This window comes from Leptospiraceae bacterium, assembly GCA_016708435.1.
GTDB lineage: Bacteria > Spirochaetota > Leptospiria > Leptospirales > Leptospiraceae > UBA2033.
In genome coordinates, this window is record JADJFV010000034.1 from 497,931 (window position 1) to 518,952 (window position 21,022).

21 protein-coding genes and 1 pseudogene are annotated in these 21,022 nt (G+C 35.3%); 12 read left to right on the plus strand and 10 right to left on the minus strand.

The annotated features are described in order from the left end of the window. Positions 1–18 precede the first annotated feature (18 nt). The 6 genes from rplU (at position 19) to rlmB (ending at position 4,676) form a co-directional block, all read left to right on the plus strand. Positions 19–327, plus strand: a complete 309-nt coding sequence (gene rplU, locus IPH52_25045; GenBank protein MBK7058255.1) for a 50S ribosomal protein L21 — start codon at positions 19–21, stop codon at positions 325–327. Continuing rightward, positions 327–644: a ribosomal-processing cysteine protease Prp gene (locus IPH52_25050; protein ID MBK7058256.1), complete on the plus strand. Its 318-nt coding sequence runs from the start codon at positions 327–329 to the stop codon at positions 642–644. The genes rplU and IPH52_25050 overlap by 1 nt, the downstream gene beginning before the upstream one ends. 9 nt (positions 645–653) lie before the next feature. Next, on the plus strand, positions 654–929 hold the full coding sequence (gene rpmA, locus IPH52_25055) for a 50S ribosomal protein L27 (GenBank protein MBK7058257.1): 276 nt from the start codon (positions 654–656) through the stop codon (positions 927–929). 582 nt (positions 930–1,511) lie between these two features. Beyond that, positions 1,512–2,354, plus strand: a complete 843-nt coding sequence (locus IPH52_25060; protein ID MBK7058258.1) for a bifunctional methylenetetrahydrofolate dehydrogenase/methenyltetrahydrofolate cyclohydrolase — start codon at positions 1,512–1,514, stop codon at positions 2,352–2,354. 148 nt (positions 2,355–2,502) lie between these two features. After that, on the plus strand, positions 2,503–3,912 hold the full coding sequence (locus IPH52_25065; protein MBK7058259.1) for a cysteine--tRNA ligase: 1,410 nt from the start codon (positions 2,503–2,505) through the stop codon (positions 3,910–3,912). After that, positions 3,897–4,676 (plus strand): 23S rRNA (guanosine(2251)-2'-O)-methyltransferase RlmB, encoded by a 780-nt coding sequence (gene rlmB / locus IPH52_25070; protein MBK7058260.1) that lies wholly within the window; start codon positions 3,897–3,899, stop codon positions 4,674–4,676. Before IPH52_25065 ends, rlmB begins: the two co-directional genes overlap by 16 nt. Before the next feature lie 60 nt (positions 4,677–4,736). On the opposite strand, the gene IPH52_25075 is transcribed toward rlmB, so the two are convergent. Further along, positions 4,737–6,689, minus strand: coding sequence for a SpoIIE family protein phosphatase (locus tag IPH52_25075; GenBank protein ID MBK7058261.1), 1,953 nt, complete (start codon positions 6,687–6,689; stop codon positions 4,737–4,739). 286 nt (positions 6,690–6,975) lie between these two features. Here IPH52_25075 and IPH52_25080 point away from each other — a divergent pair. The 3 genes and pseudogenes from IPH52_25080 to IPH52_25090 all read left to right on the plus strand — a co-directional run bounded on the left by IPH52_25080 (position 6,976) and on the right by IPH52_25090 (position 10,633). Further along, a pseudogene (locus tag IPH52_25080) lies at positions 6,976–8,853 on the plus strand (long-chain fatty acid--CoA ligase). A gap of 124 nt (positions 8,854–8,977) precedes the next feature. Then, positions 8,978–10,024, plus strand: coding sequence for an alkaline phosphatase family protein (locus tag IPH52_25085; GenBank protein ID MBK7058262.1), 1,047 nt, complete (start codon positions 8,978–8,980; stop codon positions 10,022–10,024). A gap of 261 nt (positions 10,025–10,285) precedes the next feature. Next, positions 10,286–10,633 (plus strand): hypothetical protein, encoded by a 348-nt coding sequence (locus IPH52_25090; protein ID MBK7058263.1) that lies wholly within the window; start codon positions 10,286–10,288, stop codon positions 10,631–10,633. A gap of 71 nt (positions 10,634–10,704) precedes the next feature. Here the strand turns inward: IPH52_25090 and IPH52_25095 are convergent, their stop codons facing one another. From IPH52_25095 to IPH52_25115, 5 genes are all read right to left on the minus strand, one after another. Continuing rightward, a complete protein-coding gene (locus IPH52_25095) occupies positions 10,705–11,142 on the minus strand; it encodes a hypothetical protein (GenBank protein MBK7058264.1) in 438 nt (145 codons plus the stop codon). 66 nt (positions 11,143–11,208) lie between these two features. Next, a complete protein-coding gene (locus tag IPH52_25100) occupies positions 11,209–11,868 on the minus strand; it encodes a FecR domain-containing protein (GenBank protein MBK7058265.1) in 660 nt (219 codons plus the stop codon). A gap of 7 nt (positions 11,869–11,875) precedes the next feature. Continuing rightward, positions 11,876–13,474, minus strand: a complete 1,599-nt coding sequence (locus IPH52_25105) for a glycerol-3-phosphate dehydrogenase/oxidase (protein MBK7058266.1) — start codon at positions 13,472–13,474, stop codon at positions 11,876–11,878. Continuing rightward, entirely contained in the window at positions 13,471–14,220 is a 750-nt protein-coding gene (locus IPH52_25110) for a DUF1186 domain-containing protein (GenBank protein ID MBK7058267.1), read from the minus strand. The genes IPH52_25105 and IPH52_25110 overlap by 4 nt, the downstream gene beginning before the upstream one ends. Next, the gene (locus tag IPH52_25115) at positions 14,217–14,927 is read right to left on the minus strand and encodes a DUF4163 domain-containing protein (GenBank protein ID MBK7058268.1); all 711 of its coding nucleotides are present in this window, start codon (positions 14,925–14,927) and stop codon (positions 14,217–14,219) included. Before IPH52_25115 ends, IPH52_25110 begins: the two co-directional genes overlap by 4 nt. 125 nt (positions 14,928–15,052) lie before the next feature. On the opposite strand from IPH52_25115, the gene IPH52_25120 reads away from it, so the two are divergent. Continuing rightward, complete coding sequence (locus IPH52_25120; GenBank protein ID MBK7058269.1) at positions 15,053–15,493, plus strand: hypothetical protein; 441 nt, start codon at positions 15,053–15,055, stop codon at positions 15,491–15,493. Then, a complete protein-coding gene (locus IPH52_25125) occupies positions 15,465–15,968 on the plus strand; it encodes a hypothetical protein (GenBank protein ID MBK7058270.1) in 504 nt (167 codons plus the stop codon). The genes IPH52_25120 and IPH52_25125 overlap by 29 nt, the downstream gene beginning before the upstream one ends. A gap of 107 nt (positions 15,969–16,075) precedes the next feature. Here the strand turns inward: IPH52_25125 and IPH52_25130 are convergent, their stop codons facing one another. Both IPH52_25130 and IPH52_25135 read right to left on the minus strand, forming a co-directional pair. After that, the gene (locus IPH52_25130; protein ID MBK7058271.1) at positions 16,076–16,894 is read right to left on the minus strand and encodes an RnfABCDGE type electron transport complex subunit D; all 819 of its coding nucleotides are present in this window, start codon (positions 16,892–16,894) and stop codon (positions 16,076–16,078) included. 125 nt (positions 16,895–17,019) lie between these two features. Then, positions 17,020–18,069: a hypothetical protein gene (locus tag IPH52_25135; GenBank protein ID MBK7058272.1), complete on the minus strand. Its 1,050-nt coding sequence runs from the start codon at positions 18,067–18,069 to the stop codon at positions 17,020–17,022. A 100-nt stretch (positions 18,070–18,169) separates the two neighbouring features. On the opposite strand from IPH52_25135, the gene IPH52_25140 reads away from it, so the two are divergent. Next, positions 18,170–18,682 (plus strand): hypothetical protein, encoded by a 513-nt coding sequence (locus IPH52_25140; GenBank protein ID MBK7058273.1) that lies wholly within the window; start codon positions 18,170–18,172, stop codon positions 18,680–18,682. Between the two features lie 41 nt (positions 18,683–18,723). On the opposite strand, the gene IPH52_25145 is transcribed toward IPH52_25140, so the two are convergent. After that, on the minus strand, positions 18,724–19,848 hold the full coding sequence (locus tag IPH52_25145; protein MBK7058274.1) for a hybrid sensor histidine kinase/response regulator: 1,125 nt from the start codon (positions 19,846–19,848) through the stop codon (positions 18,724–18,726). Beyond that, the gene (locus tag IPH52_25150; protein ID MBK7058275.1) at positions 19,841–21,001 is read right to left on the minus strand and encodes a SpoIIE family protein phosphatase; all 1,161 of its coding nucleotides are present in this window, start codon (positions 20,999–21,001) and stop codon (positions 19,841–19,843) included. Before IPH52_25150 ends, IPH52_25145 begins: the two co-directional genes overlap by 8 nt. Positions 21,002–21,022 lie beyond the last annotated feature (21 nt).

Genomic DNA, 21,022 nt, shown 5'->3' on the forward strand with positions numbered 1-21,022 from the left:
AATTAAATGGATAAATTTATGTACGCAGTTATTTCACTCAGTAACCAACAATACAAAGTTCAAAAAGACCAGATTTTTTTAGCTCAAAAATCTGACAAACCTGTGGGATCAGAATTTGACGCTCAAATCCTACTCACAGCTCAAGAAAATAAAGTTAACATAGGCTCGCCAACTGTTAGCGGAGCAAAAGTAACTCTCAAGGTTTTAGAAGACGTTCGTGGCGAAAAAATCGACGGATTCAAATACAAGAGAAGAAAGAACTACCACAGACAGTGGGGTCACAGACAGGATTTACAAAAGTTTCAGGTTACCAATCTTAGCTTTTGATTATCCTAGAAGTTAAAAAAGACAAAAAGGGAAATTATATAGGACTAATCAGTGAGGGGCACGCTCCAGACTCGTTTGGCAAAAAAGGAAGCAATATCCTTTGTGCGGCAGTCTCCACCTTAGTTCAAACATTATACTTACACTTGAAGATTATGTCTAACGTTTCTCATGAAACAATCCGAAAAGGATTTCTCGAATTAGAAGTTTCTAAAACGAGTAAAGATACGAATCTAGCATTTAAAGTGATAATGACAGGAATACACAATTTATTGAAGCAGTACCCTGAAGAAATTCAGTTAGTAGAAAGTAATACTTAGGAGTTTAAAATGGCACATAAAAAAGGTGGCGGTTCATCTAAAAACGGAAGAGATTCACACGCACAACGACTTGGATTGAAAAAATCTGGTGGTCAGTGGGTAAAAGCTGGTAATATCCTTATGAGACAAAGAGGAACCACTTTTAGAGCAGGCGTAAATGTAGGTGTTGGTCGTGACCATACCCTATTTGCACTTGTAGATGGAATTGTAACATTTGGATACTTTGACAAGAAAAGAAAGAAGATTTCCATTGTTCCAAAAGCAGCAGCAACAGTAGCGGCTTAGTTTTAGAACACAGTTTGACTCCGCTCACTGAGCGGATTTGTTTTCTTTCAAAGTTTATAGCGTTCCCTGAGCATTCAGTTTCGAAGGGAACGAACTTAGCCGATTCAAATATTTAGATTTTTGAGCTTCTTTTTCCATTTTTTTGGTAAAATTCTGAAGTTTTTCATTCTATTTGCATTTTGATTCAAATATTTAGATTTTAATCTTTCTTTTTCCATTCAAATTCAACTATTTATGATTTTTGAGCTTCTTTTTTCATTTTTCTGGAAAAAGTAAGAACTTAGAGCAAAATTTTCAATTTTTGAGTTAGTTTTTACTTTTTTTTCCAAATTAAGACTTTAAAATCTCTTAATAACTCACCTTACGCAAGGTGAGTGACCAGCGTGCCCGTCGCTGGATATGGGGTTACACCTAACGGTGGGTTCGCTGCCGCGGGCTATTGATTTTATTAATTCATTAGATTCATCTAATATTCTTAATTTTATTACTTTGCGTAAGGTGAGTTAATAAATTGAATTAGCAAGATTTAGCTTAGTGAGACTAGACAGAATATAGAGGTTAAATAAGATAGTTCTTGTTATGATAAATCCAATCATCCTCGACGGAAAAAAACTTTCTGAAAAAATTAAATCCCAAATCCAAGCTGAAATCCAAGTTTTAAAAGAAAAACATTCTTTTACCCCTACTCTGGCTACCATTTTAGTAGGAAGTGATCCATCCTCGCAAGTATATGTAAAAATGAAAATCAACTCCTGTGAAAAGCTTGGAATGAAGTCCAAACTAGTTGAGCTTCCCGATACAACTTCAACACTAGAACTCTTAAAAGTAATCGATGAATTAAATGAAGACAAAAGCATAACAGGAATTTTACTCCAACACCCTGTTCCAAAGCAAATCGACGAACGGCTTGCATTTGACAGAATCGCAGAAAAAAAAGATGTAGATGGAGTAAATTCCCTCTCCTTTGGGAAATTGTCCATGGGAGAAAAGAGTTTTAATCCATGCACCCCTTATGGAATCATGCTTTTATTAGAAGAATATGGAATTAATCCAAGTGGCAAACAAGCCGTAGTCGTTGGACGCTCTCCTATTCTTGGAAAGCCAATGGCGATGATGCTACTCGAAAAAGATGCAACTGTTACAATTTGTCATTCTAAAACTAAAAATCTTCCTGAAATTTTAAAACAAGCAGACATTGTTGTAGGTGCTGTTGGTAAACCTGAATTCATAAAAGCGGAATGGCTTAAAGATGGGGTCGTTCTTTTAGATGCAGGTTACAATCCAGGAAATGTGGGAGATATTGATTTAAAAAATGCAGCATCCAAGTCTTCTTATTACACTCCCGTTCCAGGTGGAGTTGGTCCGATGACCATTGCAGTTTTACTTCTACAAACTATGCAAGCGGCAAAAGATAGCTTTACGTAGAAATAGTTCCTATAAAACTGTAACTGACGTAAGCTCGATGAAAGAGTTAATCTTATTGTCTCCTCTTTTGGATCTCAGAAGTAGAGTCCCGACTTTCGGATGACACCATAAATGGTTTTCAATTTGCATCGAACCAATCTTTATACTAATGTTAGAAGTAAAATTTTATAATTCATACACAAATAAAAAAGAAGTTTTTAAACCTGAGAACCCAAACGCAGTGAAGATTTATTCCTGCGGTCCGACAGTTTATAACTACAACCATATCGGAAATTTTCGCTCTTATATTTTCACAGATGTTTTGCGTAGATCACTGAAGTTACTCGGATATATGCCCGATCAAACGATGAACATAACGGACATCGAAGATAAAATCATAACAGAATCCATAAAGCAAAAAGTAACTGTCGAAGAATTTACAAAGAAATGGATTCAAATATTCTTTGAAGATTTACAAACTCTTAACATCGAAAAATTAGAGCACTATCCAAGAGCAACAGAATCTGTTCCTGAAATGATGGATTTAATTGATAAATTAAAAGAGCAAAATTTAATTTATGAAAAAGATGGTAGCGTTTACTATTCAATAGCCAACTTCAAGGATTATGGAAGGCTAAGCAAACTCGATGTAGACGGAATGAAATCGGGCGCACGCTACGAAGCAGATGAATATACAAAAGAAGATGTCAGGGATTTTGTTTTGTGGAAATCTCCCAAACAAGAAGGAGAAAAATTCTGGGAAACAAAATACGGAAAAGGAAGACCTGGCTGGCATTTAGAATGCTCTGCGATGATTCGAAAAATCTATTCTTCTGGAATTGATATTCACACAGGCGGCATAGACCTATTATTCCCACATCATGAAAATGAAATTGCTCAAACCTGTGGAGCTTTCCCGCATGAGCACTTTGTAAATCTCTGGATGCATTGTGAACACCTATTAGTTGAAAATCAGAAAATGTCTAAGAGTTTGGGTAATTATTATACTCTCAGAGATTTATTAGAGAAAGGTTACAATCCTAAAGCAATCAGATACTTATTATTATCCGCTCATTATAGAACGAAAATGAATTTTTCTTTGAAATCTATCGAAGAAGCAGATAAAGCAATTTTTAAAATTCAAAATACATTGAATCGAATCTTAGAAGCGTTAAATTATGATTTAACTCTCGCTAGAGAAAATGGATATTCTAAAACTTTTTATGATGAATTTCTAGAAAGTATAGCGGATGATTTGAATACATCAAAAGCAGTTGGAACTTTATTTGAATTTCTAAAGAAAATCAATTCTTCTCTAGATGCAAACTCTTTAACGAAAGAAGACCTATCTGACCTACTCTATTATTTTTCAAAGGTCAATGAACTCTTAGGGATTTTAGAATTTTCTATACCAAAAGAAGAGACTTTAGATTCAGAAATCCAGGATTTAATAGATAAAAGACAAGCTGCAAAAAAAAATAAGGACTTTGCTCTGGCAGATTTAATTCGTAATGATTTGTCTGCAAAAGGAATTATTCTAGAAGACAGTCCAACCGGTGTAAAATGGAAAAGAAAGTAATCAAAGGTGCCATCTACGGCAAACGCAACGTAGCCGAACTAGTTCAAAAGAATCATGAAGAAGGACTTCCAACTAACAAATGGGGATTTAGAGAAGTTCTTGTTAAAAAGAATCCTTCCCGTGATTTGATTGAGGATATCATAAGCGTAATTCCAAAAGGAATTAAAATTACTTATCTGACAAATGGTGAACTAGATTCGATGTTTCACGGAGTTAATCACCAGGGTGTTATATTACTTAGAGAAGAAAGTAAAAAATCCAATTATTCAGGAGACTTTACAGGCTTACAAGAATTAGTCGCTGAAGAAAAATTACCGATTCTTATACTAGATAGAATTCAAGATACTGGAAATTTAGGAAACATTTTACGAACAGCAGAATGCTTTGGGTTTACAACGATTGTTCTCTCTGAAAGGGAAAGTGCTCCGATTAATGATACAGTAGAGCGTATGTCCTCCGGTGCTATTCATCATTTAAAAATATTTAGAGTTACGAATCTAAGACAGGCAATTGATTTTCTAAAAGAAAACGGTTACTGGGTAGTAGCCACAAGTGATAGAGGTATGGATAGCTGGGACAAATTGCCTGAAATCCACGAAACTGCTGTTATCATGGGAAACGAAGAAGCGGGTGTAAAAAGGATTCTTTTAGAAAATGCGGACTTTGTATTTCAAATTCCAATGCACGGAAAAGTTTCTTCCCTAAATGTGGTTGTTGCAACTGGAATTGTTCTAGATAGAATTGTAAATCGAAGGCTGGATTAATTATGAATTTTGGATTCCCATCACTCTTACATTCATAATTCAAAATTCTTAATTAAAAACTCAAATAATATCTATCACAATAAAAGTAACGTCATCACTAAATCGTCCCGGCGTTGCGGAGTATTCATTCAATGAATTCACAAGAGAATTGCAGAACTGCTCTGCGTTCATATCTTCGTTCATCACGGCAAATTTATATAAGGCTTTTTCTCCGAATGCTTCTCCATTGGTATTCTCGCATTCGATAAGACCATCTGTATAAAACAGTATCCTATCGCCTATTTCCAATTTCATTATTGTATCATGTAAAACAATATCACGGGAAATACCGATTAGCCGTCCTCGCGGTTTTAATTCGATAAACTCTTTCTCTTCCTTTCTCCATATTAAGAGAGGAGGATGTCCACAGCTTGCATAGGTCAGCCTTCTTTTTTGTAAGTCTAAATAGAAATAGCCCGCTGACAAAAGATTATTTCCAATTCTTTCAAATAAGGATGCGTTTATATTGGCTAAAAGTTTAGAAGGCTCTTTAATCAATTCTGTTTCTCTTGAAAAAGAAAACTTAACAGTTGATGCAAATAAAGCAGCTGGCACGCCATGCCCTGTTACATCTGCAATGAATACTCCTAAATGATTCTCTTCTGAATGGAAAATATCATAAAAATCTCCACCTATTTCGCCTGACGGTAGATACTTTGCATACATTCTAGCGTTCTTTAATTTTGGAAGACTTGCAGGAAGAAGCGATTCGTGAATCTTTTTGGAAATCTCTAATTCGTTTTGAATCCTACTCAGTCGAGAGTTAATCTGTATAGATTTTGTTTCAATTTCTACATTTTGCTTTTTTAGAATATAATATCGATTTGCCAGACCAATCGACAAAAGAGAAATTGCGATTCCGGAAGCAATTTGCATTAGATCAGGAGAAGCATAGCCCGATAGAATGCCTAGATTATTCATCATGATAAACACCGAGCAAACAATGAAACCGGAAAATCCTAAAAGAAAAAATTTTGCCATAGGATTATTTCTAAATAGACTTATGACCGTTCCGACTAATATTGTTATACCTACAGGAGCTATTAGGATGTAGATATAATAAAAAGTAAATTTATAAGGAATTAAAAACAGCAGGAAAAGATTTAATAAAACCAAAACAGATTCTACATCTAAAATGTCTTTTATTCTTACAGAGTATTCTTGAATTTTTAAAAAATGAATCGAAGTTCGAATGGAAGTTAAAAGCGAAAGAGTCATGAAAAATGGATTTGCAATATCATTCCAGTAAATCGAATTAGGCCAGAAATAGGCGTAAGCAAACCCATTGAATACAAAAAAATACATTCCCAACGAAAAAGCAAACAACACATAGTAGATATATAATTTCTCTTTTAAAGATAAATAGAGATAGATATTTTTTAAAACCAATAAAATAAGAATTCCATAAAACATTCCAAAGAAAAATTGTTCAATGACAGTCTTTTCATAAAACGCATCTAAATCAAATAGCGTCATACGAAATACCATAACGCTTTTTGTTTTCAATTTTATATAATAAGTTTTCGATTCTCCTGTTGGAATGGAAATTGGAAAGACATGGTTTCTATGGTTTACAATTCTTGCGCCAAATGGAATGTTATCTCCTAGAACATTGGTTTGAATTTTTCCATTCTCAATAGAATACATCTCCAGAAAATCCATTGGTGGAAACGCTTCTTCTAAATAGAAATCATTTCGAGTTAGGGATAGATTTTGAAATTCTATTCTAACCCAATAGACAGAATCCTGAAATCCAAAACTGGGGTTGTCTTGGTGGCTCGGTAAAAATGATTTGGAAAATTCAGGGCTGGCAATTTGCTCAAATTTGAGTTGATTCGTTTTGTCTTCGAGGTAGCTAAGATTTTTTCCTAATGGATATTTCGAAATACCGTCTTCAATTACAACACTGTTCGAGAAAACTGGAATGGAAATCGTAAGCAAAATTAGGTACAGAAGTGCTTTTAAAAATCCCATGGTTCTATTGACTTTTTCTTTTTTTATATGACACATCAACTCTTGCTTGCATTTACAATGTTTTTAAAAACCATTGAAAGTGTAAAGTAGTTTGGCTTGCAATTCAAATAAAGATTTTTTTCGGTTGAAAGAATTAGGATTATCTTTTTCAATGCGTATATACCAAACGTCTAACTATTGATTTATGTGCGCTAGGTATGAAACTTTATTTAGCGAATCTGGCTTTAAAAGCCTATCTTCATAAGCAAAAAAAGAAACTCAATGATAAACTGGAGAAAATACAAAAATGGGTAATTACAAAACTCTGAACGAGATGTTCTTTTCTATTAACGCAAATGCGGGAAACGTTCCAACGTTCTTTACAAAAGATACAAATAAAAAATTCCACGGTGTTACTTTTAGAGATGCCTACACGCAAGGAGAAAATCTCGGACTTTATTTAATGTCACTCGGAATCAACCCCGGCGACAAAGTTGGACTGATGTCTGATAACCGTGTTGAATGGGCAATTGCTGATATGAGCGTTCTTCTCAATGGAGCAGCTAACGTTCCGAGAGGATCTGATTCTACACCGCAAGAAATTCAATATATTTTAGAGCACAGTGAAAGTAAAGTATGCTTTGTAGAGCACGGAAAGCTTTTAGAGAGCGTATTGCCTATTATCCCTCAAACTAGTGTAACTAAGTTAATTGTCATGGATAGAGAATATGTATCCAGACACGAAAGTGTAATTAATATTTATGATGCTATAGAAAAAGGTAAAGCGATAAGAGAATCAAAATTATCTGAGCTTTTGAAAAGAGCAAGAGAAACAAAAGAAGATGATTTATTTACAATTATTTATACATCAGGAACAACAGGTCTTCCGAAAGGAGTTATGCTAACTCATAAAAATATGATCTATAATGTAGTTTCCATTCCTCCTTTAGTAGGTATAAAAAAAGGAGATAGAGTTCTCTCCATTCTACCAGTATGGCACGTTTTCGAAAGAGCAAACGACTACTCTATGGTAGCCGCTGGATCTGCAATTTATTACACAAATATCCGCGACCTGCGAGATGACTTCATCAAAGTAAAGCCTACCTTTATGGCTTCTGCTCCAAGACTCTGGGAAAATCTCTATGCTGGTATAAAATCAAAAGTAGAAAAATCAGAGCCAATTAGACAGTTGTTATTTAACACAGCTTTTGAAGTTGGGAAAACTTACAAGAAGGGACTTGACTACATTCAAGGGAATGAACTACAATCCAAGCAAGAAGACGGAGTCGAAAAAATCAGTAGAACAGTTCAGTCGATTGTAACAACGGCTAACCTTGCTATACCGTCCACTGCTTTAGATAAAATAGTATTTGAAAAAATTAGAGAAGCGTTAGGCGGTCAATTACGTGGAACTATCTCCGGTGGTGGCGCTCTTCCTGCTCACGTAGATGAATTCTTCAATGTAATTGGAATTCCAGTTTATGAAGGTTATGGTATGACAGAATGTGCTCCAGTAATTTCCGTTCGTTCTGTAGGCAGAGTCATTCAAGGAAGCGTTGGTTTTACGCCAGCAGGAACAGAAGTAAAAGTTCTAAATGACAAAGGACAAGAAGTAAGAACGGGGGAACTCGGTATTATCCACGTTAAAGGTCCACAAGTCATGAAAGGATATTATAAAAATCCAGAAGCAACTGCAAAGACAATTGTAAATGGTTGGTTGAACACAGGCGATTTAGGATTTAAAAGCTTTAACGGAACTCTTTCTGTAAGAGGTCGTGTTAAGGATACTATCGTATTACTCGGTGGGGAAAACGTTGAGCCGGTCCCAATCGAAAATCTTCTTTTAGAGCATCCACATATCAACCAAGTTATGGTTGTTGGACAGGATCAAAAATCTCTTGCTTGTTTGATTTGGCCTGATGTGGACAAATTAAAAGAAGCTAGCTAGAACATTAACTATGGTGACGATTTAAATAAAAATGAAAAGCTTCGTGCTCATTACATGACTGCTATCAAAGACATTATCTCTGGTCAAAATGGATTTAAGAGCTTTGAAAGAATTTCCGATTTCCGTTTTCTACCAAAGGTAATGGAAGTAGGAGATGAACTAACAAATCTTTACAAAATGAAACGAAATGTGATCTCTGATAAATATGCAAAACTCATCAAGAGTATGTATGAGTAAAATCTCCCCTCGATAGCCTCAGGGTGACATTTTTTAAACAACTATAATTACTAAGCCGAGCTAATCACTCGGCTTTTTTTATTTTCCACTTGCAAAATACATTTCGCATAAGAAAGCTAAGTTTATGAAAAAAATATTTTCAAAACTTATCTATACTTTTTTAATCTACTTTATTTTTTTAAATCAAATTCATGCAGAAGAAAGCAAGCAGGTCATCAAAAGAATTGGCTTTGGTTCCTGTCTCGAACAATGGAACCCACAGGAAATTTGGAAGCCAATGATTTCCTCGAAGCCAGAATTATTCTTGTGGTTAGGGGATAATATCTATTATGACTCCTATATTGCAGATGAAAAAAAATACTATTACAATCTTCTCACCAGTAGAAAAGAATTCCAAAACTTAAAAAAAATTTCTAAAATGCTCTATACATGGGATGACCATGACTATGGAATCAACGACTCAGGGGCGGAATATGAAGACAAAGTAAATTCACAGAGAATCTTTCTAGAAGCATTTGAGGAAAATCCGTCTTCGCCGCGATGGAAACGTAAGGGAATCTACGACTCCTATTATTTCGGAACGAAGGGAAAGCGGTTACAGGTAATTATGCTCGACACACGTTACTTTCGTTCTGAACTAAAAAGAGATTGGAGAAAATACTTTGGCATTAAAAGAAATATCCCGAACACGGACGAAGGTGCTACTGTTTTGGGAGAGGCTCAATGGAAATGGTTATCAGATGAATTAGAAAAAGAAGCAGATCTTAGAGTTATTGTTTCTAGTATCCAGCTTGTAAATACATTTCATCCTTTTGAAAAATGGGGAAATTTCCCTTCGGATAGAAAAAAGTTTTTTGATTTAATCAAAGAAAAGAAAGCGAGGCGAGTAATTGTTCTAAGCGGTGATAGACATATGTCTGAACTGAATGTAGAAAAGGAAAATCTCGCCTACCCGATTTATGATTTTACTTCTAGCTCTTTTAACAAACCATTCAAATTCATAGCGCCGGAAGAAAGTGCAAAGCGTGTTGGCAAAGCAATTGTCGAAGAAAACTTTGGGACGATAGACATTTATTGGGAAGACAAATATCCATACTTGGAGTTAAGAATCATTAGTCTCGGTGGGAAAGAAGAATTCTATCACAAAGTCAAATTTAAAGAAATTGAATAGATTAACGTGAGTTCAATGTAAGAGGTTTATATGATTTGACAATGCGTTAAGGTGTCATTCCCGAATTCTTCTGTCGGGAATCTCTACTTCTTGAGACCCCCGACAGAAAACGAAACTCAATAGCAAGCGTTGCTTCCTAGGGTCGCAACATAATGGGGGTGACATAACAGAATAATTCTTATGTCGAACTCACATTAAATAATAATTGCAAAATATAAGTTAAGACCTACTATGAATATAATTAAAATTTAAAGAGGTTCTATGAAACAAATATTTTTAATCGTAAGCATTTCTCTTTTTTCTATCAGCTTATACGCTGATAAATTAGAATGTGTCAAAAAAGCAGAAGAGTCTTTTAAGACCGAGCGCGAAGCTTGTAAAGACAAAGGTGCAGACAAAGAAAAATGCATAACCGATAGCAAAGAAAAGAAAAAAACAACGATAGAAGAATGTCGCAAAACTGCTAAGGCTTGCATTGAAAAAGCAAAGGAAGAAAAGAAAACAGCAATGGGTCAGTGTAAAGAGAAAAAAGGACCTGAGCACAAAGAATGTAAAGAAGGTGTAAACGCAAAATTCAAAGAAGCACAGGAATCTTGCAAGAAAGGTTAATACTTTCTTAGAAGTAAAGAGCGCAATATAAACATTTAACGCTCTTTATTTTTAAATTCAAATCTGTTTTTTTATTTTGCAGTGTCATCAGCGGAAAAAGCAATCTCAGCTTGTTCTTTTAATGTATTTGCAAATGCCGCGTAAGTTTCTTTTAGTTCATGGGTATTTTCCATTAGGCTAGAAAGAGAATTGGGAACGGCATCTCTAGTTGATTTTAACACTTCCAAAAAATATTTCTTTGCAGAAGTTGGATCATGCAAAACATTTAAATAGAAGTAGGCTAATTCTAGTTTTGCGTCATTGCTAGAGGGGCTCAATTCGACTGCTCTGCGCAACGAAAACTCTGCGTCTTCTTTGTTGAAATTTTCTGGATCGGATACCTGAACACAAATTCCACGAAGTAGAAAATACTCCGCATTCCTTTCTCCTTCAGGAACTTTGTCCATCAAAGGAAGAACTGCATTGTAATTCTTGTTACGAATTTCTAATTTTATTTGTTCAATAAACATACGACTTCCTAAGTTTTTGCAATCTTGCATTCTTTTTCAAATAAAGCAAGCATAATTCATCTGCAACTACTCGTTCTTAGGAGCTTTCGCTGGCTTTACATTCACTTGATCTAATAGCTTGAACGGCTCCTGCGCTGGTTCTCCTTTCCGAACAATACTGGCATAGCCTGCAGGAATAATAACCGTTTGACCCTGAGCGGTTACTTTAATTATACCACGGCTACAAATAAGCTTGTCTACGCCTTCCTTGTCTGTGGATATACTAATTTCTGTTCCCTTTACAGTGGATAGGGATGTTCCTGTTGAAACTTGAAACGGTGTGTCTTTGTCATCTTGCGAAGTCTTAAGAAAACTTAGAAAAATTTCACCCGTAGTCAATTCAATGCTACGGGTTTTATCTTTCTTTATTTTTAAAATTGTATTCTCTCGAATTTGAACTAAGACTTCGGGCTCATCTAGAAAATAAATTTCTCCACTTGCATTTCCGAATACTTTTATTGTATCCCCGGACTCTAAGAGTTCCCCCACGCTTGCAACTAACGCAGTGTTTTTTTTCTCTCGAAAGTATTCTATTCGTCCAAGGCTAGTAGATATTTTAGCTATTGGACTTGCTTGTATTGATTCTTTTTTCTTTTTAGCAACGACCGATTTCTTTCCTTTTTCTTGGGAATAAATTGGAGCGGCTAAAGTTAAAAAGCAAACTGAAAGTAAGAACATTTTTTTCATATTAATTCTATCCAAAATATTCTTTCCATTTTTTGTCTGCTTCACTTCCGAATAAAATCTTACATGCTTCTTTAAGACCAGTTGATTTTTTTAAATCGTCTTTCTTTACAACTAAGGAGATCTTAGAACGACGACGTAAAAAGTCTTCTAGCTTTGTAATCATCTCTCTGCGGGAAGCTTCTTCCAATTCTGCGCGAATGTATTCAGTTCCTTCGATTAATACTTTTACCCGTTCTGGGTTCTCGCGGATATCGTCGAGTATCCCCAAAGCCTGTGAGCCATATCTTCTCCAAAGTCTTTTAGATAAAGGCTCACTTGATTCAGAATGAGTCATTTCATCTAGGTTCATTAATTTTGCTTGGTGCAGGAATTCTGTCTTCACGGCATCCGAAGGTTCTCCATACCATTTCTGATCAAAGTAAGGTAATTTAATTCCTAGTTGCTGTGTGTATTCTGCTACTTCATCACCGACATTGATACAATCAGTTAGCTTTCCACCGAAAATACTGATATGCTTATCTTCTTTGTTGACTTCGACTTCATGTTTACGAGATAGTTTTACCCAGTCAGCGGTTTGATCTCCCGTATTGGTTACGACTAAGGGACGCACTCCACATCTTTCGGCAATGATATCTTTTGTTGTTAAAGGATGCGTTAGTTTCACACGCTTATTGATATTTTCTAAAACAAATTCTCTATCTTCCTGTGTGACTTCCGCATAAGTAGAAGTAACCTGTGTATCGGTTGTTCCAATACAAGTTCTATTTCCCATTGGAATTACAAAAAATAAACGCCCGTCATCCGCAAAGAAAGTAAGAATGTGTTTAACTTCTGTTAGCCTCTCTACAATTAAATGAATTCCTTTGCTGAATACATGTCTGTGATTCGTTTTTTGATTTGTTATACCATTGTGCTCATCTACAAAAGGTCCACATGCATTGATTAATACTGTTCCTCTGATTGTAAATGTTTTTCCACTGATTGTATCTTTTGCTTTTACGTTCCATACGTCTCCCGTTTTAGTTGCTCCTTGCGACTCAACGTAATTAGCCGCAATACAACCATAGTTTAAAGCAGCGCGTATAAATAAGAATACAAATCGTGCATCATTATCATGCAAATAGGCATCGGAATATTCAAATCCACCTACTGCATTGTCTAATTTGATGATATCCTCTTCCTGGTTCATCATCGCTTTCGTTAAATATTTTGGAGGCTTTGTAAAGAAATTTCCCATTAGCCAATAGAATAAGGTTCCAGCGTATAACTTCAACACACCATGTCTAAATCCTTTTGTGATTGTGGTAAAGAATCGAATTTCTTCTACTGTCGAGGGGTAATTACGCATTAGCTTGTTGCGAGACATACAGAGTTTACGAACGAGTCCAAACTCGAATGTTTCCATGTATTTGATTCCACCCCAGGCGAGGTTAGAAGAACTCTGGCTCGTAAAGCCTGCAAAATCTCCTTTATCAATAAGAGCAACTTTTGCACCCTTAGCCGACAAAGCGGATGCGGCTACAGCGCCGTTAATCCCTCCTCCTAAAATAATCACATCAAAATTTTCTTTTTGTAACTTTGTAAGGTTACTTTCTCTTAGTTTCATATATCCTCTTTATCCTTAAAATTAGTCCACCAATCCATGGCGGATACCGCATCTACTATGATTCCATATTTTTTCTTAGCAAGTGAAAGCTGTGCAAGCTCGGGCTTAGAAATATAGGCTTTGATTTCGTCCATATCTAGAAATATTTCGTCGACTAGATTTAGTTTGAAAGCCTGCTTTACTTCTTTTAGAAAAGATTTTTTATATAATAAAATAGAACACTGGCATAAAACAGACCAGGGGAAAATGGGCGTTTGCTCCAATGTCTTAAATAATTCATTGAAGTATTGATACAAATCTTCCCTTGGATACTCACCAATTTCTACCATCGTGACGAGTGCTTCCATGCAGGCTGCTCTACAGTATTCATTTAATTCTTTGTTTTCGATAACTTTTTTTAAAGGAGCATCATTTCCATTGGCAATGGAGGCAAGTATAGAGCCTAGATTTTGAAGAACTATATCACCAGTTAAAGGAGTTAAAAAATTTCCCTTTCTAGAGAAAAGTTTTAGTGTAGGGGCAAATGCATTTTTATCTCTAAACTCTGCAAGTAGATAAAGAGAATACAACCAATCATTGTATTCTACTCGCTCTGTGGGATTCTGAGGCTTAGCCGCTTCTCGTTTTAGAATCTTAAGTAAGTCCTGACGGTATAGCTTTGGATTGTGTTGAATTTCCGTTAGCTCCTCGCGTGTCATCTGACGACCGGCAAGGTTTAATTTTTCTAAGACCGTTTCTTTTTTCATTTTATAAACTTCAATGTATTCTCTGTATCTAGATATTTTTTAATTTTTTCATATGGAACTTTTACTTCCACTGCTTGCATTGCATGAATATCAAATAGGTTAATCAAGACTAAAGAATCTGCCGTAAGATAATAATCGTATTGATTTTTTTTGAGTGCGATAAACTCTTCTTTGTCGCTGATGCTTTTGTCTTTTAGCATTACCTCTGTCATAAATTTATGAAGAGGAACTATAAACTTTTTGTCTTTTTTAAAAAGAGAATCAAAAGGAATTTGTTTTCCAGTTGTTAAATCGAAATTGTATGTTTTAAAAGTATTATTTGGATAGGCATTGCCTTCTTGAAAGCTAGAAAAATCAGAGTGAATACTCAAAATTGTATCGGTCTTTAGTTTTACACTAAAATTTCCAGTGACAGAAAAAGGATGAGCATTCTTATCTTTCTTATTGCATTCGAATTCATTGTCATAGGATTCTAGTTTTGTAAAATCATCTACAAAAATCTTGCCGATTGCGCGAATGATATTGCCATCGTATTTAGAGTCTTTGCCTAATTTGAAAATTGGATATTGAATTTTATAAGTGCAGTTGCTTTCTTTTTTGTCTAAGGTCTTTTTTTCAATAGATAAAGGCTCTTTTGATTGGGAACATACATTGAGAGAAGAATATAAAAAAAGACTTAGAAACAGAAGCATTTTCTTTTGAGGCATTATCATATAATATATACAATTTAAATGTTTTTAAAATTGTAAATCACAATCCTTGTCCGTTTTTTTGACATAGACAATGGAAAAATGTTGTATGAAAATACAAGACCTACACATATGCTTGAGAAATGAAGCAATTCGGTTTAATTTTACTTTTTTTAGGAATCCTTAATTGTGCGAGTAGCGTCGATTTTATACCGGATCCAGATTTTACAGAGGAAAATCCCCATTACACCAAGACAAAAGCTGAGGAAGTCGAAATTCTTGCTGAAAGACCAATTCGTGATTTTAAAATGGTAGGCACTGTAATCTTTCGTAACTTCGTAAGTCCGATGGATATGCAATCAGAGCTTCACGCTTTGCAAAGAGAAATGTTTCGATTAAAGATTGACGGAGTTTGGATTTACAAAAAGACTTTAGAAACTGTTCCCCCTTTACTTATAAATACACAAAATCAGGAAGGTATGACTGTCGCCTACACGGAATCACATAAAGAAATGGGAAAGCTAACAGGGTATCCATACAGATATAGGAAGATCAATGACAACAACCCCAAGAAAGTTCGATAGCGAAATCAGAATCACGGAAAGCGGCAAATGGCTATTTCGCGGTGGAGAGATTACGCAGGATAATGTGCTCGGTTTCTTTAAGAAAAATATACGGGAAGATGATCTGGGAATTTATATTACAAATACCTATGCTGAGTTTACAGAGCATGGTTATTTAGATACGAAAGTAATTTTTCTAAAGATCATCGACTCAGTTCAAGAGGATAACAATATATATCTGATAGGAGAAGAGGAAAGTAAAACTAACATTCTTGATTTTTACTTTTATTCTGACTTAGAGGAAAAAATCTTTTGTATGCGTAAGTCAGATCAATTTATCAAATTTACCTTTAACCGCCAAATGCATTCTTTTATTTCCAGTCTAATGATAGAGGAAAACGGGAATTATTTCCTTCAAACAAACGAAGAAAAAATCCCTGTTATACCTTTTACAAAACCAATCGAAGTAAATATACCTGAAAAATTTAAAGTCTAGCTAAAATGTATCATTCCCAAAATTTTCTATTGGGAATCTCTACTTCATGAGATCCCCGATAGAAAATTTCGGGGATGACAACTTACCGTATAAATTTTTCAAGTTTACTATTCTGTCCAGTTGTATTTTTCGGCTTTGAAGATTAGATCCAAGAGAGGGACAATGGGAGTTGTGAGAAATAAAGCCCAGATTAGATTGTTGGTTTTATAAAACTGAAACGCCCACGCATAAGCAATCGTAGCCACAAGAAGTGCATGAAGAATACGCGCGACTCGATGATCGGGAACAGTCTTGGGATCTGTAATCATAAAAAAAGTAAATAGAATCAAGGCTCCATTTTGCAATTGATGAAACAAAACATCCCATCTATAATCAAATCTTAAAATACGATAACTAAGAAAAGAAAAGTAGAAAAACAAAAAAGCATAACTGATCTCGGAAATTCTAGCACGACCCGATACAATAAATCCAAATACAAGAAGCCAAATTCCAATGGTCAATTCAAATCCCCACTGACCCGGAGAAATCCATGTTCCCGGAAAGAGATTAATCCCAAGAATGACTCCAAGCATGGCGGGGTTAAATAAATGTTTGCCGCGAATTCGAATCGTATACTTAGAAGAGATAACAAGAAACGCAATCAGTGGATGAACCCAAAAAGAGTCGCTTCTGATTAGAAGCGACATTCCAAAGCAACTAATGACTGTGCTAAGAAAAGCAATATCAATCTTTAAAATCCGCATCCAAATCAACTGTGTGAGAATTCCGGAAAGAAAGGTCAGAGCGATTTGGAAGGGATGAATGGAAAAATCTCGAAAGAATACACCGATTCCTAAAAGAGTTCCCATGAGGAAAATTTGGAGTAACCGGACATCCGAGCGCAGTAGAATATAAAAATCATTTGCTCTCGAATGTAAGTTAAGCATAGAGCCCTCGTCCCTATTTTGAATCTTCCTTTTTATCTTCTAGCTTTTCTTCACCTGTGTCTAGAACAATCTCGTCAAATACACTGACAGGAAGAAGAACAGATTGGTCTAGAATATAGACATTTCTAAATTTCTCTTCTGTTGTTTTGATCTTTTGTAAGTCTTTGGCTTTGTCGTCTGGATTTACTTTTTTTGAGTTCAACGATATAAGTAGCCACCCCTTCCCCTTTTGTATCTTCTTTATTCTTCACACCGGTTCCGAGTTTTACATCAGGCCAGCGGGGCTCATTGTTTTTTCCTTTTAACGTTTCTTCTCGGAGTGGAGTATAGACATTAGCCGTATAGAAGACTTTTGTTCCAAAGACAGGAAACTTCTGATAGACAGGAACAGTTCTGTGCTTGGTGACATTTCGACTTGAATAGGTTGGAACATTATCGCAACTAGTTATTTTCTTTGAGGCGCCGGAGCCTGTGGATTCATATTTGGTATTGCATTCTTTCTTGGTTCCTGTTTGGTAACGCTCGCTTTCGGTGTAGGTTTCGTTCTTTGTGCCAACTTGACGGTCTTCATAGGAGCGAATTTCTTGAGAAGATTTTAGTTTTACAATATCTTCTCCCTTTAGTTCCCCTTCCCAATCAGACTGTTGGACTGTTGTATAGCGCATAATAGGAATTGTGCGTTGCCAGGAAACATCGACGACTTGAAAGCTAACATTATGAGTCTTGCCAAGAAAATACAAAGAAGTGATGCAAGCTCCAAGTAAAGAAAGTCCCCAGATACTAAACTTCTTCCAATTAAATCCTTTCTTGGGATTTTCAACGGGAGTTGTTTTTTCTACTTTTTTTGCAGCCTTTAGTTCTTTTTCCTTTTGAACTTCAAAGTAATTCTTTTTGCTCGACTCCTGAGAGGCACCGCAGGATAAACAGTTGTTATCCGTGACAGAGTTTAAAGTTTCACAAAAAGAACAAAGCCAATCTGCGCCTGCTTTGAATTTGTCCGCTAGGGCTTTGTCTTCTACTTTTTCTTCTTTGCCTTCCTTTAAGTAGAATTTTATATTTTCATTTCTCGCATTTCCACAAGACGGACAGGTTCTAACATCACCACGAATCGCCTTCTGACCGCATTTATCGCAGTCCCAATATTCATACACTAATTCTTCTGTAACTGTAGCCATAAACCGAGACAGTATTCAGACTTAGTTTTTTTTCAAGGATTTAATTTTGTGAATTGTCTTAGATAGAATTCATTGGATTGTGTCTAACGAAGGAATTTTTATGAAGCAAGCACTGATTAAATTTGGCAGCAGATGGTTATTATCCCTACTCCTAATATTCACAGAAATGGGATGCTTACCTAGAGTCGAGTTTTGGATTGCAAATGAATCCAATGCAGAATATAAAATCGAGATTCTATTTAAGAAAAAATATACAATAGAAGGATTTAATGCTCTCTTTGGATATAAAATTGATAGACCGATTGCAGTTGCCAGAACACCGGCACCCTCCTACGATGATATGTTTTTTCAATCGGATATGAGTAAAAAAGATCCAAATCGACTGACAGAAACTGATTTTCAATACAATCCAGTTACGGCTACTTTTTATTATACGCTAAGATCGAAAAATGCATTCCTACTCGAACAAGCCACAAGCCCCAATGACTCGCGAGGAATTGAACTAATTCAAGAATTAAAATTTATCTCGAAAGATGGAGAGATCATCTATCGAGGGAAAGAAATTCGCAAACTATTTCTGGCAAACAAGAATTTGACGATTGTATTAAAATAGGATTTCTAATTCTAAAAATAGTTCTGTCAGTTTCAAAACAATCATGACTTTGTTTCCGCTAGCGGCAAAGTAAAAGTAAACGTGCTTCCCTTTCCAACTTCACTGATTGCCCAAATCGTTCCACCTTGTTTTTCTACAAATTCCTTACATAAAATAAGTCCGAGTCCTGTTCCTTCTTCGTTATCTGTTCCATGGCTAGTAACCTTAGAATCAATCCTGAAAAGTTTGTCTATATTCATAGGTTCAATTCCAACGCCTGTATCGGTTATCGAAACTTCCAAAAAAATATCCTTTCTCTGTGTGGATACTGTTATTTTGCCGTTAGCATGCGTAAACTTAATTGCATTAGTTAATAGGTTTCTAAGAATTGTAGCGGTTAAGGAATTGTCAGCATAAACTATGTCTTCTGTAGAAATATTACTTTCGATTGTAATATTCTTTTTAAGGGCACTTCCATTTATTATTGGAATCGTAATGGAAAGCAATTCATTCATTGAACTATTTCGGGGGATAATTTTGATTTTCTCTGTCTGCGATTTTGCCCATTGCATTAAATTTTCTAGCAATGCATACGACTGCTTTGCTGTATGATTCATTATTTGGGCATATTGTTGAATCTGATCAGTCGTATAGTTGGGTGCATTTTCAAAGAGTAATTTACTGAATCCAAGTAAAGTGTTGAAAGGATTTTTTAGATCATGCGCAATGATGGAGAAGAATTTATCCTTAGTTGCATTTAGTTCTTTTAGCTGTTCATTTGTTTTTCTTATTTTTTCGCGAGACTGTTTTATTTCAATATGAGTTGCCACTCTCATTGTCAACTCTGCCGTGTGAAAGGGCTTAGTGATATAATCCACAGCTCCGATTTCAAATCCCTTTACTATTTTTTCTGAATCAATAACAGCCGTTAGAAATATAACTGGAATTTCTTTCGTGTCTGGATTTGCTTGCAGAATTTTGCACACTTCAAATCCATCCATTTCCGGCATTTGTATATCTAGCAAAATTAAATCAGGACTTTCTTTTTTAACTGAGTCGAGGGCTTGACTACCCGAAGTTGCAATGGAGACATTGTATCCAATTTCGTGTAGAGTTTTCCCTAATACTTGAATATTTTTAGGAGTATCATCTACGATTAGAATTAGAGGTTTCTTTCTATCAAACATCTTTGGCACTTACCTCCAAAATTTCTAAAAGGAGCATCGTTGTATCATCTTTAAACTTTCTATTGCAATAGTTACCAATTATTTCATACAACTCATCTAAGCATTCATTGCCTGATTTATTTTTTAGTTTAATGGTTGTTTCATTAAATCGCTCTAAGCCATACAACTTTTCTTTCGAATCAAATACTTCGAACATCCCATCTGAATAAATCAGAAGTTTGTTTCCTTTTCTAAGTTTAAAAATATAATCATCAAACTCTACATCAGGTATCAATACAAGAGGCACACCTCTTCCTTCTAAAGTTTCAACTTTTTTTCCTTCAATCAAAGAAATCGGATGATGCCCTGCATAGGAATAATGAAGTTCGCCTCGATGGACATAATACTTTATATATACTCCCACAAAAAAATGTTCCTTAATGAGTGGAATTATATGTTGGTTAATGATAGTTAAACTCTCGGCAGGACTTACATTCTTAGAAGAAGCAATTTTAAAAGCAAGTAATATCATTCCTGACATGAGAGCAGAGGAAACTCCATGTCCGGAGATATCTCCAAATAGTAAATCAATCCTCTGGTCTGTATCGGACGGATAATCTTCGTAAGCTATTAGATCTCCTCCAATTTTAAAGTATGGTTTATAAAAACTACTAAATTGAAAATATTTTGATTTGGGAAACTCTGTCGCAATCAGTGAGGCTTGGGTTTGAATGGCAACATTTAGATAACCATCCATCTTGTCATAGAGTTCCTGCAACTTTTCACGAGACTGTTTTATCTCTATATGCGTTGCTACACGTGCAGATAACTCGGCAGTATTAAAAGGTTTTGTAATATAATCAACAGCTCCCAATTCAAATCCATTTAGAATTCTTTCTGGCTCAATGACCGCAGTTAGAAATATAACAGGAATACCTTTTGTATCTGGATCTAATTTGAGAATCTTGCAAACCTCAAATCCATCCATTTCCGGCATTTGAATATCAAGCAAAATTAAATCAGGCTTTTCCTTTTTCACCGATTCGAGTGCTTGCATTCCTGAAGTAGCAATTGAAACATTGTATCCTATGTCATGAAGAGTCTTACCTAATACTTGAATATTTTTGGGTGTATCATCTACAATGAGAATTAACGGTTTATGTGTATTATCCACATTACTTCCTTATAAGTATAA